Source organism: Roseobacter sinensis (genome assembly GCF_025755255.1).
Classification (GTDB): Bacteria; Pseudomonadota; Alphaproteobacteria; order Rhodobacterales; family Rhodobacteraceae; genus Roseobacter; species Roseobacter sinensis.
In genome coordinates, this window is sequence record NZ_JALIEB010000019.1 from 28,804 (window position 1) to 43,924 (window position 15,121).

Annotated in this window: 21 protein-coding genes; 6 read left to right on the top strand and 15 right to left on the bottom strand. The window is 61.4% G+C overall.

The window, feature by feature from the left end; all coding sequences use genetic code 11:
- Positions 1 to 94: 94 nt before the first annotated feature.
- From MUB52_RS20100 to MUB52_RS20110, 3 genes are all read left to right on the top strand, one after another.
- Positions 95 to 1,138: a hypothetical protein gene (locus tag MUB52_RS20100; RefSeq protein ID WP_263845937.1), complete on the top strand. Its 1,044-nt coding sequence runs from the start codon at positions 95 to 97 to the stop codon at positions 1,136 to 1,138.
- A gap of 120 nt (positions 1,139 to 1,258) precedes the next feature.
- On the top strand, positions 1,259 to 2,446 hold the full coding sequence (locus MUB52_RS20105; RefSeq protein ID WP_263845938.1) for a hypothetical protein: 1,188 nt from the start codon (positions 1,259 to 1,261) through the stop codon (positions 2,444 to 2,446).
- Positions 2,447 to 2,750: 304 nt separating this feature from the next.
- Positions 2,751 to 3,692 carry a DUF1194 domain-containing protein gene (locus MUB52_RS20110; protein ID WP_263845939.1) on the top strand — a complete coding sequence of 314 codons (942 nt, stop codon included), beginning with the start codon at positions 2,751 to 2,753 and terminating at the stop codon, positions 3,690 to 3,692.
- A gap of 9 nt (positions 3,693 to 3,701) precedes the next feature.
- On the opposite strand, the gene MUB52_RS20115 is transcribed toward MUB52_RS20110, so the two are convergent.
- The 15 genes from MUB52_RS20115 to rpmC form a co-directional block, all read right to left on the bottom strand.
- Complete coding sequence (locus MUB52_RS20115; protein ID WP_263845940.1) at positions 3,702 to 4,346, bottom strand: adenylate kinase; 645 nt, start codon at positions 4,344 to 4,346, stop codon at positions 3,702 to 3,704.
- Positions 4,343 to 5,710 carry a preprotein translocase subunit SecY gene (gene secY, locus MUB52_RS20120; protein ID WP_263845941.1) on the bottom strand — a complete coding sequence of 456 codons (1,368 nt, stop codon included), beginning with the start codon at positions 5,708 to 5,710 and terminating at the stop codon, positions 4,343 to 4,345. Before secY ends, MUB52_RS20115 begins: the two co-directional genes overlap by 4 nt.
- Before the next feature lie 119 nt (positions 5,711 to 5,829).
- Positions 5,830 to 6,312: a 50S ribosomal protein L15 gene (rplO, locus tag MUB52_RS20125; protein ID WP_263845942.1), complete on the bottom strand. Its 483-nt coding sequence runs from the start codon at positions 6,310 to 6,312 to the stop codon at positions 5,830 to 5,832.
- A gap of 162 nt (positions 6,313 to 6,474) precedes the next feature.
- Positions 6,475 to 7,494 (bottom strand): acyltransferase family protein, encoded by a 1,020-nt coding sequence (locus tag MUB52_RS20130; protein ID WP_263845943.1) that lies wholly within the window; start codon positions 7,492 to 7,494, stop codon positions 6,475 to 6,477.
- Between the two features lie 245 nt (positions 7,495 to 7,739).
- Complete coding sequence (gene rpmD, locus MUB52_RS20135) at positions 7,740 to 7,928, bottom strand: 50S ribosomal protein L30 (protein ID WP_011567687.1); 189 nt, start codon at positions 7,926 to 7,928, stop codon at positions 7,740 to 7,742.
- 3 nt (positions 7,929 to 7,931) lie between these two features.
- Positions 7,932 to 8,507 (bottom strand): 30S ribosomal protein S5, encoded by a 576-nt coding sequence (gene rpsE / locus MUB52_RS20140; RefSeq protein WP_263845944.1) that lies wholly within the window; start codon positions 8,505 to 8,507, stop codon positions 7,932 to 7,934.
- Positions 8,508 to 8,698: 191 nt separating this feature from the next.
- Positions 8,699 to 9,058, bottom strand: a complete 360-nt coding sequence (gene rplR / locus MUB52_RS20145) for a 50S ribosomal protein L18 (protein WP_263845945.1) — start codon at positions 9,056 to 9,058, stop codon at positions 8,699 to 8,701.
- 11 nt (positions 9,059 to 9,069) lie between these two features.
- Positions 9,070 to 9,603, bottom strand: a complete 534-nt coding sequence (rplF, locus tag MUB52_RS20150) for a 50S ribosomal protein L6 (protein ID WP_263845946.1) — start codon at positions 9,601 to 9,603, stop codon at positions 9,070 to 9,072.
- A 10-nt stretch (positions 9,604 to 9,613) separates the two neighbouring features.
- On the bottom strand, positions 9,614 to 10,006 hold the full coding sequence (gene rpsH, locus MUB52_RS20155) for a 30S ribosomal protein S8 (RefSeq protein WP_159974572.1): 393 nt from the start codon (positions 10,004 to 10,006) through the stop codon (positions 9,614 to 9,616).
- A 14-nt stretch (positions 10,007 to 10,020) separates the two neighbouring features.
- Positions 10,021 to 10,326: a 30S ribosomal protein S14 gene (gene rpsN / locus MUB52_RS20160; RefSeq protein WP_263845947.1), complete on the bottom strand. Its 306-nt coding sequence runs from the start codon at positions 10,324 to 10,326 to the stop codon at positions 10,021 to 10,023.
- 16 nt (positions 10,327 to 10,342) lie between these two features.
- Positions 10,343 to 10,906, bottom strand: a complete 564-nt coding sequence (gene rplE / locus MUB52_RS20165) for a 50S ribosomal protein L5 (protein WP_263845948.1) — start codon at positions 10,904 to 10,906, stop codon at positions 10,343 to 10,345.
- Positions 10,899 to 11,210: a 50S ribosomal protein L24 gene (rplX, locus tag MUB52_RS20170; RefSeq protein ID WP_263845949.1), complete on the bottom strand. Its 312-nt coding sequence runs from the start codon at positions 11,208 to 11,210 to the stop codon at positions 10,899 to 10,901. Before rplX ends, rplE begins: the two co-directional genes overlap by 8 nt.
- Entirely contained in the window at positions 11,210 to 11,578 is a 369-nt protein-coding gene (gene rplN / locus MUB52_RS20175) for a 50S ribosomal protein L14 (RefSeq protein ID WP_138845646.1), read from the bottom strand. The genes rplX and rplN overlap by 1 nt, the downstream gene beginning before the upstream one ends.
- Positions 11,579 to 11,649: 71 nt before the next feature.
- Entirely contained in the window at positions 11,650 to 11,889 is a 240-nt protein-coding gene (gene rpsQ / locus MUB52_RS20180) for a 30S ribosomal protein S17 (protein WP_263845950.1), read from the bottom strand.
- An 11-nt stretch (positions 11,890 to 11,900) separates the two neighbouring features.
- The gene (gene rpmC / locus MUB52_RS20185; protein WP_263845951.1) at positions 11,901 to 12,107 is read right to left on the bottom strand and encodes a 50S ribosomal protein L29; all 207 of its coding nucleotides are present in this window, start codon (positions 12,105 to 12,107) and stop codon (positions 11,901 to 11,903) included.
- Positions 12,108 to 12,471: 364 nt separating this feature from the next.
- Here rpmC and MUB52_RS20190 point away from each other — a divergent pair, with 364 nt between their 5' ends.
- From MUB52_RS20190 to MUB52_RS20200, 3 genes are all read left to right on the top strand, one after another.
- The gene (locus tag MUB52_RS20190) at positions 12,472 to 13,314 is read left to right on the top strand and encodes a VPLPA-CTERM sorting domain-containing protein (RefSeq protein ID WP_263845952.1); all 843 of its coding nucleotides are present in this window, start codon (positions 12,472 to 12,474) and stop codon (positions 13,312 to 13,314) included.
- A 505-nt stretch (positions 13,315 to 13,819) separates the two neighbouring features.
- Complete coding sequence (locus MUB52_RS20195) at positions 13,820 to 14,221, top strand: hypothetical protein (protein ID WP_318527449.1); 402 nt, start codon at positions 13,820 to 13,822, stop codon at positions 14,219 to 14,221.
- Positions 14,222 to 14,497: 276 nt separating this feature from the next.
- Complete coding sequence (locus MUB52_RS20200) at positions 14,498 to 15,118, top strand: TIGR02466 family protein (protein WP_263845953.1); 621 nt, start codon at positions 14,498 to 14,500, stop codon at positions 15,116 to 15,118.
- Positions 15,119 to 15,121 lie beyond the last annotated feature (3 nt).

Here is a 15,121-nt window from a genome sequence, read left to right on the forward strand (position 1 = left end):
CGGCGCATCATTGCGCGCGTTGGTGCACTTGCCGCGCGACTATGAATTCAATCGTGGTTAGTATTGCCAGAGTCTGAAAGGAGCACCCGTCACCGTGAAAACCCCGCGCGCCAGACACCATCGCACGCAAGGAGCAAGCTCCCCCACGCCCGGCGGGATGCGCAAGTCACCGCCCCGCGGCCCGCTCACCACGCTGCAGGCCAAGGCAACGGACAGCGCCGCCGTCCGGCAACTCCGCGAGATGCAGGCCCGCGCCGGTCTGCCCCTCCAGCGCGTGGATGATCCCAGCACAGCGGCCATCGATGACACCGGAACCCTCTCCTGGGACAAGAGCAAAGGGGTGCCGGGCTGGGCCAAGTACCAGTATAATCAGGACCACGCGCAGGTCGATCAGAGTTCCAGCCCCTTTCTGCCGAACTACGGGCCCGAACATGATGACCCCGGCTGGAAACACAGCCAGGGCGTGCCCGATTGGGCAAAGCAGGAATACAAGACGCAATCCAAAGTCAAACTGATCGCCAGCGTCAAGGATGGGCTCATCGGCAGCATCTACTTCCTCGATGGCCGCATTCGTACGACCCACGGGGATGGGCCAACACTCGAACTCGACAACCCGCGCGAGCGCACAAGCCGTTTCAATCTCGATCGCGGCAAGGCCTTTGACCTCTTCTGGAAGACGAACCGCGGGATTTACGAGTTCTTCTACGCGCAGACCGACAACTCGCTCACGCCACAACAGCGCGAGGAGCAGGCCGCGATACTGGTGGGCAAGCAATTCGACCAATGGCTGGCAGTCTATCTCAACCTGACCCCCGTGGACCAGCTGCCCGATTGGGTCACACCCGTGACCCGTGCCGACGAGGCCTTCGACACCGACGCCGCCGACCCGTCCGACGACATCACGCTCTTCGAGGTCTTCACCAAGGTCAGCAACGGCAAGGTCCAAAGCTGGCACCCCTCGCGCGGGATTGCCGCCAAGTTCGAGACCAACAAACAGGTGGTCTCGGTGCTTAAGGCCGCGCTGCGCCACATTGACGGCGTCACAGACGTGAACCAGCGCAACACCCTGTTCTACGACTTTATCAAAAGCCGCCTGCCCGTCTTTGCGAACCAGATCCGGCGGCCCGATCAAATCTAGCCCCACTGCAATCAGCACTTTGGGCGCGCAACCGCCGACGCAGGAAAGCGACTGGAGGGTGAATTCAGCCTCCGATATGTCTCGCGCACCAGCCCTCGATCTCAACAGGAACCGCCTGGTTTGAAAGCTCCGATCACGCAACGCGCCATGGCCTCTGGCGCCGACAGGCGGTACAGCCGCGCCCGCGCCAAGCGCACACGCGCGGATGATGCTCTGGCCGCGCTGCAACAGCGCGCCGACCACAGCCAGCCGGTGCGGCAGCTCCAAGCCCTGCAACGCCAGCAGGCGCCCGTCCTGCAAGCCGCAAACGGCGACACCGATACCGAGACGGAACTGCCAGCGAACGTCCCGGTCATGGTCAGCGTCGAAAACGGCAAGATCGGCAGCATCTACTTTGATGACGGGCGCATCCGCGGCACCCACCTGGACGGTCCGGCAGATGAACGCGGTAACCATGCCTTGATCGAGCGGTACAACATCGACATGCGCAGGGCGCACCGCTCCTATTCCGCAGCGGTGAAGGCCGGCACCCACAAAAAACTGAAATTCGACGAATGGATCTCGGTCCAGCTCTGGAACCGCGATCCGACTTGGGTGATCAAGGAACTCCCCGCGCCCGCCGACATGGAAGAGGGTCCAGCCGACAGGAACGCCACCCTGTTCGAGAACTTCGGCAACTCCGATGGAAACTACGCAGGCTACCATCCGTCCCGTGGCGCAGGGGAGAAGAAGATGCTGCTGCGAAGCGACGTCGATAGCCTCGAGAAGGCGGCCGAAGCCGCGGCCGCCGTTGACGAGACCGCCAAGAAGAACCGCGCCTTCTACGTCGAACTGATGACGAATGCGCCGGAGCTTGCCCCCCAAATGCGCATGCCCGAAGAGATCGACGCCGAGACGGCAGAAGAGGCGTTGACCTACGCCCAAAAGGAATACGAAAAAATCGAGTACTGGACAGAGCAGGACTGGTCGACAGGCCCCTATGACGATCTCTTTGTCCTCAGCCACAAACTCCGGGAGTATCGCCAGCGGATCGTGGACGCTGGCGACGACGCGCGCGGGGCCCTCGCATACACCCGCGACCACGACTACCGCTCCAAACTGACGATCAAAGTCGGCTATGAAGTCCGCGCAAAACACGCTACCGCCCGCGCGCTCGCGGCCTCCAACGCCCTCGACGCCCTCCAACCCGTGGCGAGCAAGACCGTGGCCGACTTCTTCCGCACCTACGCCGACGCCATAAAGGTGGCGGAAGACTACGCCGCGATCATGCAGAACACCGAGGGCGCGGCGGACGCCGAGGGCGAGTGACGAGCGTTCCCGCTTGCCGTCGGGCCGCGGGTCGCGCTTATGGTCGGGCCTGCGGCCCGGGAGACCGGCTACCCCGCCACGCGCCTGACGCTCTCAAAGTGCTAAAAATTTAATCAAATGCCCCGTTTCAGCCGCACTCCTCACAAAAATGCTGCGCTGCAGCACGATTGTGCAGGGAGTTGTTAACCATTTTTAGGTAGAACATTTAGCTAACGCGACCGTGGGAGGAGGCCGCTCTGAAAGGAGAAGGCAGATGAACACGACAACCGACCTTATGTTTGTACGCCGCCCGATGCGGTGGCTCATGTCCCTGATGCTGATTGGGCTGATCACGTTGCTCCCCGCCGATAGCGGCGCCCAGGATCGCCTGACGCCGCGCTATGCCTCCGGGCAAGTAAATATCCACAATCCGAACCGGGTCGATGTGGCCCTGGTGCTCGCGGTGGATGTCTCGTCCTCGGTGAAATCGCACGAGCGCCGCTTTCAGCGCGAAGCCTACGCTGCGGCTTTGCAAGATCCGCGCGTCGCCGGCCTTGCCCTGGGTGGTGGCGCGGGACGCGTTGCCATCGCCTACATGGAATGGAGCGGCCGCCATTACCAACGGCTGCATTTGCCCATCCGGGTCATGTCGACGCCCGAGGAGTTGGCGCGCTTCGCCGCGGACATCCTCGCCATCGAGGATCGGTCGGCCGACCCCATGTACGTGCAACCCACCGCCATCGGTAACGCGCTGCTGGCCGCGGAACGGGCGATGGCCGCACTCGAGGTGCCCGCCCGCGACTACGTCATCGACATCTCGGGGGACGGGGTGCTCAACGACGGGACCGGAATTCTCGCCGTCCGGCAGCAGCTTCTTGCCATGGGGCTCACCGTAAACGGGCTGCCGATCGAGGTCACCTACGGCGAACCCAACATCGATCAGCTCTCGTTCGACCGCGTTTCGCGATACTATGAAGACTGCGTGATTGGCGGGCCCGGCGCCTTCCATCTCGTCGCGCGGGGATTCAGCGACGTCCGGGAAACGCTGATCATGAAGCTGATGCTGGAAATGGCGCAGATGAGGCCCGAAGAAAAGTCACGCATTGCGCTGGCCTGGAATCGCAGCGATGCCCCGCTCGAGGCTCAAATCCTGCCCGCAACCATGCTGCAACTTGCGCCGAACGGCGCTGCAAAGCCGCAACGCCAGCCAACCGACTGCGGCGAGACCCGCGTGAGTTCATCGAACCCGTTCCAGATCATCCCCTGACAAGAGCCGTCAGGCGTCGAGCACGGCGCTGATCTCGCCCTGCACCGCGTCAATCGCACCGAGCCCATCGACGCGGCTCAACATGTCCTTGGCATAGTAGTAGCCAATGAGCGGCGAGGTCTGCTTGTAGTATTCCATCAGGCGGGTCTTGAGGCTGTCCTCATTGTCGTCCGCCCGGCGCTTGAATTCTGTGCCGCCGCAGTTGCTGCATTTGCCGTCCGCGGGGATCGGCTTGGTGTTGTCGTTATAGACCTCGCCGCACATGGCACAGGTCGACCGGGCCACGATCCGCGCCACAAGGGCTGCGTCATCCACACGCATCTCGATCACCGCATCGAGGTGTTCGTTCTGGCTCTCCAGGAGGTCCCCCAGCGCATCCGCCTGCGCCAGTGTGCGCGGGAAACCGTCGAAAATGAAGCCATTCGCCTTCACGGTTTCCAGCTTCTCTCGGATCAGCCCGATCACGATCTCGTCCGTGACCAGCGCCCCGCGCGCCATCACGTCCGCGACGATCTTGCCCATCTCGGTGCCAGAGTCTTTAGCCTCGCGCAACATGTCGCCGGTACTCAACTGCACCATCCCACGTGTCTCAACGAGGTGACGCGCCTGCGTCCCCTTCCCGGCCCCCGGAGGCCCCAGCAGTATGATATTCATCGGCGGACGGGACTCCGTTTCTTGCGGGACTTGCTGCCTGATCGGCCGCGCAGCTGCGACTTCTCAAGCAGGCCTTCGTATTGGTGCGCCAGAAGGTGGCTCTGGACCTGTTGAATCGTATCCATGGTAACCGAGACGACAATCAGCACGGAGGTGCCACCGAAGTAGAAGGGGATTGCGAACTGCCCGCGCAGGATCTCCGGCAGCAGGCAGACGGCCGCGAGATAGCCCGAGCCCAGAACCAGCACGCGGTTGACCACATACTCGAGGTATTCGGAAGTCTTCTTGCCGGGCCGGATGCCCGGGATGAAACCGTTCTGGTTCTTCAGATTGTCCGCCACATCATCGGGTTTGAAGCTCACGTTGAACGTATAGAAATACGCAAAGAAGATGATCATGACGGTGAAGAACGCCAGGTAAAGCGGCTGTCCGGGCCCGAAGTTGGCCAGCAGCCACGACATCACCGGGTTGGTGGAATTGCCCGAGAATGTGCTGATCGTCACCGGCAGCAGCAGCAGCGAGGAGGCGAAGATCGCCGGGATCACGCCTGATGGGTTGACCTTGACCGGCAGGTGGCTCGACCCGCCATCATAGACTTTCATCCCCACCTGACGGCGCGGATACTGGATGTGGATCTTTCGCAGCGCCCGCTCCATGAAGACCACGAACATGATGGTCACAATCACCATCACGATCACCCCGATGATCACCGCCGGGCTCAAGGCACCAGACCGGCCGGAGGCGAAGAACTGCGCGAGGGCCGCGGGCAGTTCCGCAATGATCCCCACAAAGATGATCAGTGAGATCCCGTTCCCGATGCCGCGGGCGGTGATCTGTTCACCCAGCCACATCAGGAACATCGTGCCGCCCACCAGTGTGATGACGCAGGAGGCTCGGAAGAAGAAGCCCGGATCGGTCACGATATCGCCGGCCTCGAGGCTCACGGCCAGCCCATACGCCTGTAAAGTGGCGAGGAACACGGTGCCATAGCGCGTGTACTGGTTGATCTTCTTGCGCCCCTGCTCCCCCTCTTTCTTGAGCTGTTCCAGCGAGGGGACCATCGAGGTCAGAAGCTGCACGATAATCGAGGCGGAGATGTAAGGCATGATGCCAAGGGCAAAGATACCCATCCGCCCCAGTGCGCCGCCGGTGAACATCGAGACCATGCCGCCAATGCCCTGCCCCGCCTGTTCCATGAACTGGCGCAGCGCCACACCGTCGATGCCCGGCACCGGGATGAAGGTCCCAAGGCGATAGACGATCAGCAGGCCAAGGGTGAAGAGGATGCGGTTTCGGAGATCGGTCGCCTTGCCCAGTGCAGCCCAGCTGGTGTTGGCGGCCATATTCTCGACGGCAGATACCATGGATTGGCTCTCTTTATCTACGGACACGCCGCCCGGGCCGGTAAGGCGGGCGGCGTTCGGGAAAACTCATGGGTCTATGTAAGCGGCACGGGGGCCGCCCACAAGCCTGAACTGGGCTCTCAGCCCTCTGACGTTTCTGCGACCGGGGCCGCCACGGTCAGCGATCCGCCCGCGTTTTCCACCGCTTCGATGGCCGATTTCGAGGCCCCGGTGACGGTCAGATCGAGCTTCGCGGTCACCTCGCCCTTCGCGAGGACGCGGATGCCGTCGCGCTTGCGCCGCACCAGGCCGCTCTCGACCAGTACGTCTTCGGTGATCGCGGATTTTGCGTCGATCTTCTTGGCGTCGACGAATTTCTGGATCAGCCCGAGGTTCACCACTGCGTACTGCTTGCGGTTCGGCTTGTTGAAGCCGCGCTTCGGCAGGCGTTGGTAGAGCGGCATCTGCCCGCCTTCGTATCCGTTGATCGCCACACCCGAGCGGGATTTCTGGCCCTTGATCCCGCGGCCGCCCATCTTGCCCATGCCAGAGCCCGGGCCACGGCCCACGCGCTTGCGCTTCTTTGACGCTCCTGGATTGTCGGAAAGTTCGTTCAGTTTCATTGTCGCTTCTCCTTTGGCCGGATGTACCCCCCAGCGACGGGAGCGGGCAAACACGGCGTTTCGATTCTGATGTCACACATGCGTGTGACCGGGCGCGTATAGACGAGCGCACGCGCCTGATCAACCCTTGATGCCATCACAGATGATGCCTCGCGCAGCGCGCTAGCGCCCAAGGATCATGCGGCTGATCACAGGTATCCTTGATGCCGCCAGATGAAGCGCGATGGGCAAGGCGATCCCGGTCGCCAGCCCCAGCGCAAACTGCAACCAGTCGTTGTAGAATCCCAACTTGTCCGACAGCATGCGCATGCCGGATGTTCCAAACGGATGGTACAGATAAATGGTGAAAGCATATGGGCAAATTTTTTCAAGGAACGACGCGCGTGTCAAACGCAATACCGCGAAAAGGCAGAACCCGATCCCGAACATCAAGCTTTGCAGGTCGCGCGGCATCTGGGAAAGTGCGCCGGTCTCATAGTAGATCAGGGCATTCCAGCCGCCTCCGGCGGCCATAAGGGCCAGTGCCGCGCCCATGGCCGCGGTGCTATGGGAATTCAACAGCGGAATGTTGCGGTAAACGATGACACCCGCCAGAAAATAGGGAAAGATATAGTGCGCGCCTTGCAGTGACAAAAATGGACGCCCGGCAAGCAATCCCATCAGATACGCGAGACACGCGCCAATAAAGATGACCCAAGTGAACCGCTTGTCCAGAACAGCATCGACGAGGCCAAACAAGATGAAAATGACAAAAATGGCCTGCAGAAACCAGAAATGCGCGTACGAGAAAAATATTACCCGCCAGATTTCGTCGACCGGCATGGCAAATCGGTTCTGCAGGATAAAGGCGCAAACCGCGAAAATCAGAGACGCAATGATGCCCGGCACGTAGATGCGCCGGAACTTGCCCAGGCAGAACTTTGCGTAGTTCCGGAAGTCGGGTGGTCGTATCGCGTAGATGTAGCCTGCAAGAAAAGCAAACACCGGCATACGCACGTCGATGAAAAAGTCCGACACGACGCGCAATGGATGCGGATAACCGGCCTGCAGTCCGTTACCGGCGTCGACACCAATCACATGATAGCTGACGAGAAGGATAACAGCGATTGCACGCATCGTCTCGATCGGCACAACGGCCGGGTCAGAACGTGCATCAAGCGGTATGTAGTGCGTGAACGCCATATCAACCTGCGACCTGCCTTGTCCCGTCAAACCAGAGGCGTTTTGCCAAGCGATGCCCGGACTTACAAAGCAAATTTACCCAATAGGGCTCCATTGCCGAAAATCCCTGCAGGCAAAGCCCTCATTGCCGCTTATGGCCGCATTTCGAGGCAACAAAATGGCGACGGTGGCACAAAGCCAGTCTCAAATAGAAAACGCTCCGCATGATATGCGGAGCGCTTGAGAAACGTCAAAATGCTTGGGTCTCAACCCTTTTCTTCCACGATCTCCACCATATGCGGGATCGAATTGATCATGCCGCGCACGGAAGGCGTGTCTTCCAGCTCGCGGGTTTTGTGCATCTTGTTCAGCCCCAGGCCGATCAGCGTTGCGCGCTGCTTGGCGGGACGGCGGATCGGGGAGCCGATCTGCTTGATCACGATTGTCTTGGCCATGACTTACGCCTCCTCGGCCACTTGCGCGGATGTATCCACGGCGTCTTCACGCTTGGGCAGAATGTCGGCCACCTTCTTGCCGCGGCGCTGCGCGACCGAGCGGGGGCTCTGCTCTTTCTTCAGACCGTCCATGGTGGCGCGGATCATGTTGTAGGGGTTCTGCGAGCCGATGGACTTGGAGACCACGTCCTTCACGCCCAGCATCTCGAAGACGGCCCGCATCGGACCACCGGCGATGATCCCTGTGCCTTCCGGCGCGGTGCGCATGACCACCTTACCGGCGCCATGACGACCTTCCATGTCGTGGTGCAGGGTGCGGCCTTCGCGCAGCTGTACGCGGATCATCTGGCGTTTGGCCTGTTCGGTCGCCTTGCGGATCGCCTCGGGCACCTCTTTGGCCTTGCCTTTGCCGAAGCCGACACGGCCCTTCTGGTCGCCCACAACCACGAGGGCTGCAAAGCCAAAGCGCTTGCCGCCCTTCACGGTCTTGGACACGCGATTGATCGCGACGAGGCGGTCCGCGAATTCCGGGGCCTCATCGCGATCTCTGCGTCCCCGCTGATTTGGTTCTCTGGCCATCTGTGGCCTCCTATGCTGTGGGCCTCAGCCCTCTTTGTCCAATCCAGGTGAGCCACGGCTCCCGGATCATCGAGATGCCCGCCGACGGGCACCTTCGCTGGTGCGACCAAGGGTGGCCTGAAAGCCCACCCAACCTGCCTGTCCCGCGCGGGGTGCTGGCAGGTGCGGTGGGCCTTGGGCCACCGCGTCGGTCAGATCTTAAGACCCCCCTCGCGGGCGGCATCGGCCACGGCCTTGACCTTCCCGTGAAAGAGGAAGCCGCCGCGGTCGAAGTAGGCTTCGCTCACGCCAGCCTTCTTGGCGCGCTCGGCAATCGCCGCGCCCACCTTGGCGGCCGCTTCGACGTTGTTCTTGCCGACCACTCCAAGCGCTTTCTCGAGCGTCGAAGCGGAGGCCAGTGTCTTGCCCGCCACATCGTCGATCAGCTGCACGCTGATGTTTTTGTTCGACCGGTGCACGGAGAGCCGCACGCGCCCTGCGTTCACCTTGCGAAGTTTGTTCCGAACGCGCAGGCGGCGCTTCAAGAACAGGTCTCTTTTGCTGTTTGCCATGTCTCGCGTCCTTACTTCTTCTTGCCTTCCTTGCGGAAGATGAACTCGCCCTTGTAGCGGATGCCTTTGCCCTTGTAGGGCTCCGGCTTGCGCCACTGACGGATGTTCGCGGCAACCTGACCAACAAGCTGGTCGTCGATGCCTTCGACCACAATCTCGGTCTGTTTCGGAGCGGTGACCGTCACGCCCTCGGGTGCCGTGTAATCCACGTCGTGGCTGAGGCCCAAGTTCAGCTTCAGGGTGTTGCCCTGCATCTGCGCCCGGTAACCCACGCCCTGGATTTCCAGCTCTTTCTTGAAGCCTTCGGTGACACCGGTCACGCAATTCTGAACCTGCGTCCGCGACATGCCCCACTGCTGCCGCGCGCGCTTGGACTTGCCGCGCGGCGTGACGGTGATGACGTTGTCCTCGACGGTCAGCGTCACGTCATCCGTTGCGGAGAAGGAGCGCGTGCCTTTCGGGCCCTTCACTTCAATAGTCTGACCCGACACCGTCGCCGTGACGCCGGAGGGCAGCTCAACCGGTTTTTTCCCAATACGAGACATCTTGCCCTCCTTAGAAGACGGTGCAGAGCACTTCACCGCCAACATTGGCGCTGCGTGCAGCCTGATCCGACATCACACCCTTGGGGGTGGAGACAATCGACACGCCGAGGCCCTGACGGACCACCGGAATGTCATTGACGCCCATGTAGACGCGGCGGCCGGGCTTGGAGACCCGCTTGAGCTCGCGAATGACAGGTTCGCCCTCATAATACTTCAGGCTGATCTCAATGGCTGGGTGGCCGTCGGCACCCGTCACCTTCTCATAGCCGCGGATGTAGCCTTCGTCGGCCAGCACATCCAGCACCCAGGCCCGCAGCTTCGACGCCGGGGTCATGACGGTGGATTTGCCGCGCATCTGGCTGTTCCGGATCCGGGTCAGCATATCTGCGATAGGATCGTTCATCTGCCTACCCCTCCTTACCAGCTCGACTTGACCATACCGGGGATCTGGCCCTGAGAGCCCAGTTCCCGCAGCGCGATCCGCGAAATTTTCAGTTTGCGATAGTACGCGTGCGGACGACCTGTCAGCTGGCAGCGGTTGTGCAGACGCACGGCGCTGGAGTTCCGCGGCAGCTTCGCCAGTTTCAGAGAGGCACGAAACCGCTCTTCCATCGGCTTGTCCTGGTCGTTCACGATGGCCTTGAGTTCAGCGCGCTTGGCCGCATATTTCGCCACCAGACGTTCGCGCTTCTTCTCGCGTTCGATCATTGATTTCTTAGCCATATCAAATCCCTCCCGATCAGCTGTTGAAAGGCATGTTGAAGTGCTTCAACAGGCTCTTTGCTTCAGCGTCGGTCTTCGCCGTTGTGGCGATCACAATGTCCATTCCCCAGTTCTCATCGATCTTGTCGAAGTTGATCTCCGGGAACACCAGATGCTCCTTGAGGCCCATGGCATAGTTGCCACGGCCGTCGAAGCTCTTGCCAGGCACGCCGCGGAAGTCGCGGATGCGCGGCATCGCAATGGTGATCAGACGGTCGAGGAATTCATACATGCGGTCACCGCGCAGAGTGACTTTCGCACCCAGCGGCATGTCCTCCCGCACCCGGAAACCCGCGATGGATTTCTTCGCACGTGTGGTCAATGCTTTCTGGCCCGCGATCAGCGTCAGATCCTCAACAGCGGATTTCGCTTTCTTGGAGTCGCGCACCGCTTCGGCACCACAGCCGATGTTTAGCACGATCTTCTCAAGACGCGGGATCTGCATGTCGTTCTTGTAACCGAACTCTTCCTTCATCGCCGCGCGGATGGTGTCCTTGTACGCGGCCTTCAGGCGGGGGGTGTAATTTGCAGCATCAAGCATCGATCACGTCTCCCGTTGTCTTGGCAAAGCGCACTTTCTTGTCGCCGTCCATCTTGAAGCCCACGCGGGTGGGTTTGCCCTTGGCATCGACATAGGCGAGGTTGCTGAGATCAATCGGCATCGCCTTGGGGATACGGCCACCTTGTGTGGTCTGGCTCTGACGGGTTGCGCGGATGGCGATGTTGATGCCATCGACCACAGCCTTGCCGGTCTTGGGCGAGACGGACGAAATCGTCCCGGTCTTGCCCTTGTCCTTGCCGGCCAGAACGATGACCTTGTCACCTTTTTTGAGTTTCGCAGCCATCACAGCACCTCCGGCGCAAGCGAGATGATCTTCATGAAGTTCTTCGCGCGCAGCTCGCGGACCACCGGGCCGAAGATCCGGGTGCCGATCGGCTCACCCGCGTTGTTCAAGATCACGGCGGCGTTGCGGTCAAAGCGGATGGCGGTGCCGTCCTCGCGGCGGACTTCCTTGGCCGTGCGCACGACGACCGCTTTACGCACGTCGCCCTTCTTTACACGACCGCGCGGGATGGCTTCCTTCACCGAGACGACGATGATGTCGCCCACGGACGCATATTTGCGCTTGGAACCCCCCAGGACCTTGATGCACTGCACACGGCGCGCGCCGCTGTTGTCAGCAACATCCAGGTTGGTCTGCATCTGGATCATTTGGTGTCTCCCGACCTTTGGGGGGCCGATGCGTGGCCGTGTCCCCAGGGTTTCGAATTAGAGGTCAGCGCTCAGGCGTCAGCCGCTTCGAGCACTTCCCAGCGTTTGGTTTTCGACTTCGGCGCGCATTCGATGATGCGGACCGTGTCGCCGACCTTGAAGGTATTCTTCTCATCGTGCGCCCGGTACTTCTTGGACTTACGAATGGTCTTCTTCAGAACCGGATGCGTAAAGCGACGCTCGACGCTGACGGTTACGGTTTGCGCATTCGCGTCGGAGGTCACGACGCCTTGCAGGATACGCTTTGGCATGAGGGTCCTCCTTACTCGGATGCGGCGGCCTGGGCCGCTTTTTCATTAAGTATAGTCTTCACCCGCGCCGCATTGCGCCGCGCGGTGCGCAGCTGTGCAGGGTTTTCCAGCTGGCCCGTGGCCTGCTGGAACCGCAGGTTGAACTGTTCTTTTTTCAGATTGGCCAGCTCCTCACGCAGCTGATCCGGCGTCTTGTCACGCAATTCCTTGGCGTCCATCGCCTTTTTCCTTTCAACATCACGGGTTGGCCGCGGCGTCCGCGTCACCGATGATTCCCGTGGAGGTCATGATGAGAGCGCCGTATAGGAGGCTTGAGCCGCCATGGCAACCCCCTACGGAAAAGAGCCGGAAACGGCGACGATTGGACACCCGCTCACCCCGGTCACGGCGGGATCGGCAAAAATCGGCCGGCCCCCGAAATTACAACGCTGGTGACAACGCTTTCTACAACGCTGAGTAGCAGACGCCTGTTGTAACACCGCGAACGGCGGTGCGCGCTCAACGGCAACGGCGAGCCACGTTCGCGCCGCCGCTTCGTTCGTTATGAATTCAAAATTCACACCTGAAAGAGGTAAAAATAGAATGCATTCAATACTGAAGACGACATCCCCCCTGATCGTCGCCATGGCTTTAGCCGGCGCACCGGCCCTGGCCGCGCCCATCGTATTTTCAGATGCCGGCCCGGCGGCGGCGGACATTCAGGATACCGTGGACGGGTTTCGCGACGAGTTCTCGCAGCTGAACTCTTTCACCCCGACCAACGAGGATCCGGACGGCCGGCGCGAGATCAACTGGGACGGGGTACCCGACACGCTCGCCGACCCCAATGACTTCCCGGGCGATTTCTTCAATGGCGATGTGCCGGGCCGGGCCCGCGGTATCGAATTTGTCGAGACCGGCGACACCGAAGGCTTCGAAGTCTCATCCTCGTCCGCTTCGGGGGTCCCCATCCTCTTCGACGAACCTGACGAGTACAGCTTCTTCAGCCCGGAGCGCATTTTCCGGCCGCAGGATGGCGGAACATTCGATATCCTGTTCTTCGATCCGTTCGATCAGACAACGCCGGCCTTGAGCCGCGGGTTCGGCGCCGTGTTTACGGGGCTTGAGTTCACCGATCAGGTCGTCCTGTCCTATTTCGGGGCCGATGGACAGCTGCTTGCGGAGGAAAGCGCACCGCCGAGTGGGCTGACCAACCTCTCGTTCCTTGGCGTCGTCTTCGACGATCCGGTTGTCGCCAAGGTCTCGGTCGGAACGGGCCTGATCGGCTTCGACGATGAACCGGTCTTCGACGACTTCCTGTTCGGTGAGCCGATCCCGATCGACGTCGCTCCCGTTCCACTCCCTGCCGGGATGCTGTTCGCTTTGACATCGCTTGCGGGTCTCGGCGGACTGCGCCGGATGAGCCGGAACCGCCGTCAGTCCTGACCCCGGCCATGCGGGCGCCCGCGCATCTGGCGCCCGCAACCTGCCTGTCCCTGCGCGCCGCTCCAGCCACGCCAAGGTCCGGACCTGCGTGCAAGCCATCTCCAAGGTCCTGCAATTGCGTCGACGAAACCAAGTGTCTTCTTATGGGAACGACCGTCCAACCGCTTGGCGGCGTTGACCCGACGGCCCGCAAGATCCAACCGGGCGACCGCGATCTCAACTTTGAAGCGTTACTTGGCAGGCGCCCGTGTCTCGCGGCCGGCCCCTCCGCCTCGGCACCGCGGTTCTTAGCGCCACGGACCCGTGGGTGTCTTGAACAGCAGATGAAAGTCTGATGACACCGCCGTTAAGAATATCCAAAATTACACTTAAAAACAATATCTTGATTGAAAACTTCTGAGCGCGACCCCACCCTTTCCTCATAACCGCCCAACGGCCAGAGCGTCAAGCCCGCGGGTACTTGCAGGCACCGGTCGCGGTGCCGCCCCTCGGAAAGGAGATGGAGATGAAAACCTTCCCAGACACCCTGTCGCCCCGCGGCGATGCCCCGTCACATGTGGCTGGAGCCCAGCCCACGGTCAGGTCAAATGGCCGGCACCGGATGCTCGCCCTGGCTGGCTTCAGCCTCGCGCTCGCCGGGGCGCCTCCGCCCGCGGAGGCTGCGAACTGCGGGCCCCGCGACCTTGTCGTTGAAAGCCTCAAATCGAAATACGCCGAGCGGTTCACAGCGGGTGGGCTGCAAAAGACCCGCGCAGCACAGTCGCTGGTGGAGATCTGGTCGTCACCCGACACCGGCACATTTACGGTTTTGCTGACCAGCCCGGGTGGCACCAGCTGTGTGGTCGCCTCGGGAACGGACTTCTTCAGCGACCCAGAGGGTGCCAATGCCGAAGGAACAGCCAGTTGATCCGGTCGGTGCTGCGGGCGGCGATCTCCGCTGCCCCGCAGCGGTGACGGTCATCGAGCTGTCAAGACCTGAAAACTCGATGACCAGGACATGAGTGCAGGGTCGCTATATGTCCGGTGTAACGCTAGACCACTCGCCAAATCGCCTGACGTTCAGCCGCGACTCATAGCGGACAGCGCGCACCGCCGGTAAGCCCTCAACCCTCCGCGCCGCGCCGCCTTGCGTGTACTGCGTTCACCTCTCGCCTCCGCCTACGGGCTGCGGTAAGAGAAGCGCATGAGCAAGACCACCACCCTCTTCGTCACGCCCCTCTACCGCGCCACACTCGCCGAGAGAAAACCGGCGATCGATGCTGCCGAGCTCGAGGCGTCGTGCTGGTCCATCGCCGAGGATGACGAGGCGGGTCAGGACTGGTGTGACGAAAACGGCTATCCCGGCTATACCAGCTATGCCTCGCTGACGGACCTGCCGTACCGCTTCCCGATCTTCAAGGATCTGGTCAACTGCCTCGACAAGCACGTGCAGGCCTTCGCCGACGCGCTTGCCTTTGATCTCGGCGACAGGCCCCTGAAACTGGAAGACATCTGGATCAACATCCTGCCCCCCGGCGGCATCCATACGTCTCACATCCATCCGCATTCGGTGATCAGCGGCACCACCTACGTCGCGGTTCCACCGGGGGCGAGCGCGCTGAAACTCGAAGACCCGCGCCTGCCGATGATGATGGCCGCTCCACCACGCCTCAAGAGCGCACCACCCGAGCTGCAGACCTTCACTTACGTTACACCGGAACCCGGCGACGTCCTGCTCTGGGAAAGCTGGCTGCGCCACGAAGTTCCGCTCAACATGGCCGAGGAAGAGCGGATCTCTGTCTCGTTCAACTACAACTGGAACTGAATG

Coding starts and splice junctions, on each gene's coding strand:
- rpsQ (WP_263845950.1), bottom strand. CDS start 11,889: ATGCCAAAGCGTATCCTGCAAGGCGTCGTGACCTCCGACGCGAATGCG.
- rplN (WP_138845646.1), bottom strand. CDS start 11,578: ATGATCCAGATGCAGACCAACCTGGATGTTGCTGACAACAGCGGCGCG.
- secY (WP_263845941.1), bottom strand. CDS start 5,710: ATGGTATCTGCCGTCGAGAATATGGCCGCCAACACCAGCTGGGCTGCA.
- MUB52_RS20200 (WP_263845953.1), top strand. CDS start 14,498: ATGAGCAAGACCACCACCCTCTTCGTCACGCCCCTCTACCGCGCCACA.
- rpsH (WP_159974572.1), bottom strand. CDS start 10,006: ATGAACGATCCTATCGCAGATATGCTGACCCGGATCCGGAACAGCCAG.
- MUB52_RS20195 (WP_318527449.1), top strand. CDS start 13,820: ATGAAAACCTTCCCAGACACCCTGTCGCCCCGCGGCGATGCCCCGTCA.
- MUB52_RS20130 (WP_263845943.1), bottom strand. CDS start 7,494: ATGGCGTTCACGCACTACATACCGCTTGATGCACGTTCTGACCCGGCC.
- rplF (WP_263845946.1), bottom strand. CDS start 9,603: ATGTCTCGTATTGGGAAAAAACCGGTTGAGCTGCCCTCCGGCGTCACG.
- rplX (WP_263845949.1), bottom strand. CDS start 11,210: ATGGCTGCGAAACTCAAAAAAGGTGACAAGGTCATCGTTCTGGCCGGC.
- rplO (WP_263845942.1), bottom strand. CDS start 6,312: ATGAAACTGAACGAACTTTCCGACAATCCAGGAGCGTCAAAGAAGCGC.
- rpsE (WP_263845944.1), bottom strand. CDS start 8,507: ATGGCCAGAGAACCAAATCAGCGGGGACGCAGAGATCGCGATGAGGCC.
- rplR (WP_263845945.1), bottom strand. CDS start 9,058: ATGGCAAACAGCAAAAGAGACCTGTTCTTGAAGCGCCGCCTGCGCGTT.
- MUB52_RS20115 (WP_263845940.1), bottom strand. CDS start 4,346: ATGAATATCATACTGCTGGGGCCTCCGGGGGCCGGGAAGGGGACGCAG.
- rpsN (WP_263845947.1), bottom strand. CDS start 10,326: ATGGCTAAGAAATCAATGATCGAACGCGAGAAGAAGCGCGAACGTCTG.
- rplE (WP_263845948.1), bottom strand. CDS start 10,906: ATGCTTGATGCTGCAAATTACACCCCCCGCCTGAAGGCCGCGTACAAG.
- rpmD (WP_011567687.1), bottom strand. CDS start 7,928: ATGGCCAAGACAATCGTGATCAAGCAGATCGGCTCCCCGATCCGCCGT.
- MUB52_RS20110 (WP_263845939.1), top strand. CDS start 2,751: ATGTCCCTGATGCTGATTGGGCTGATCACGTTGCTCCCCGCCGATAGC.
- MUB52_RS20190 (WP_263845952.1), top strand. CDS start 12,472: ATGCATTCAATACTGAAGACGACATCCCCCCTGATCGTCGCCATGGCT.
- rpmC (WP_263845951.1), bottom strand. CDS start 12,107: ATGGACGCCAAGGAATTGCGTGACAAGACGCCGGATCAGCTGCGTGAG.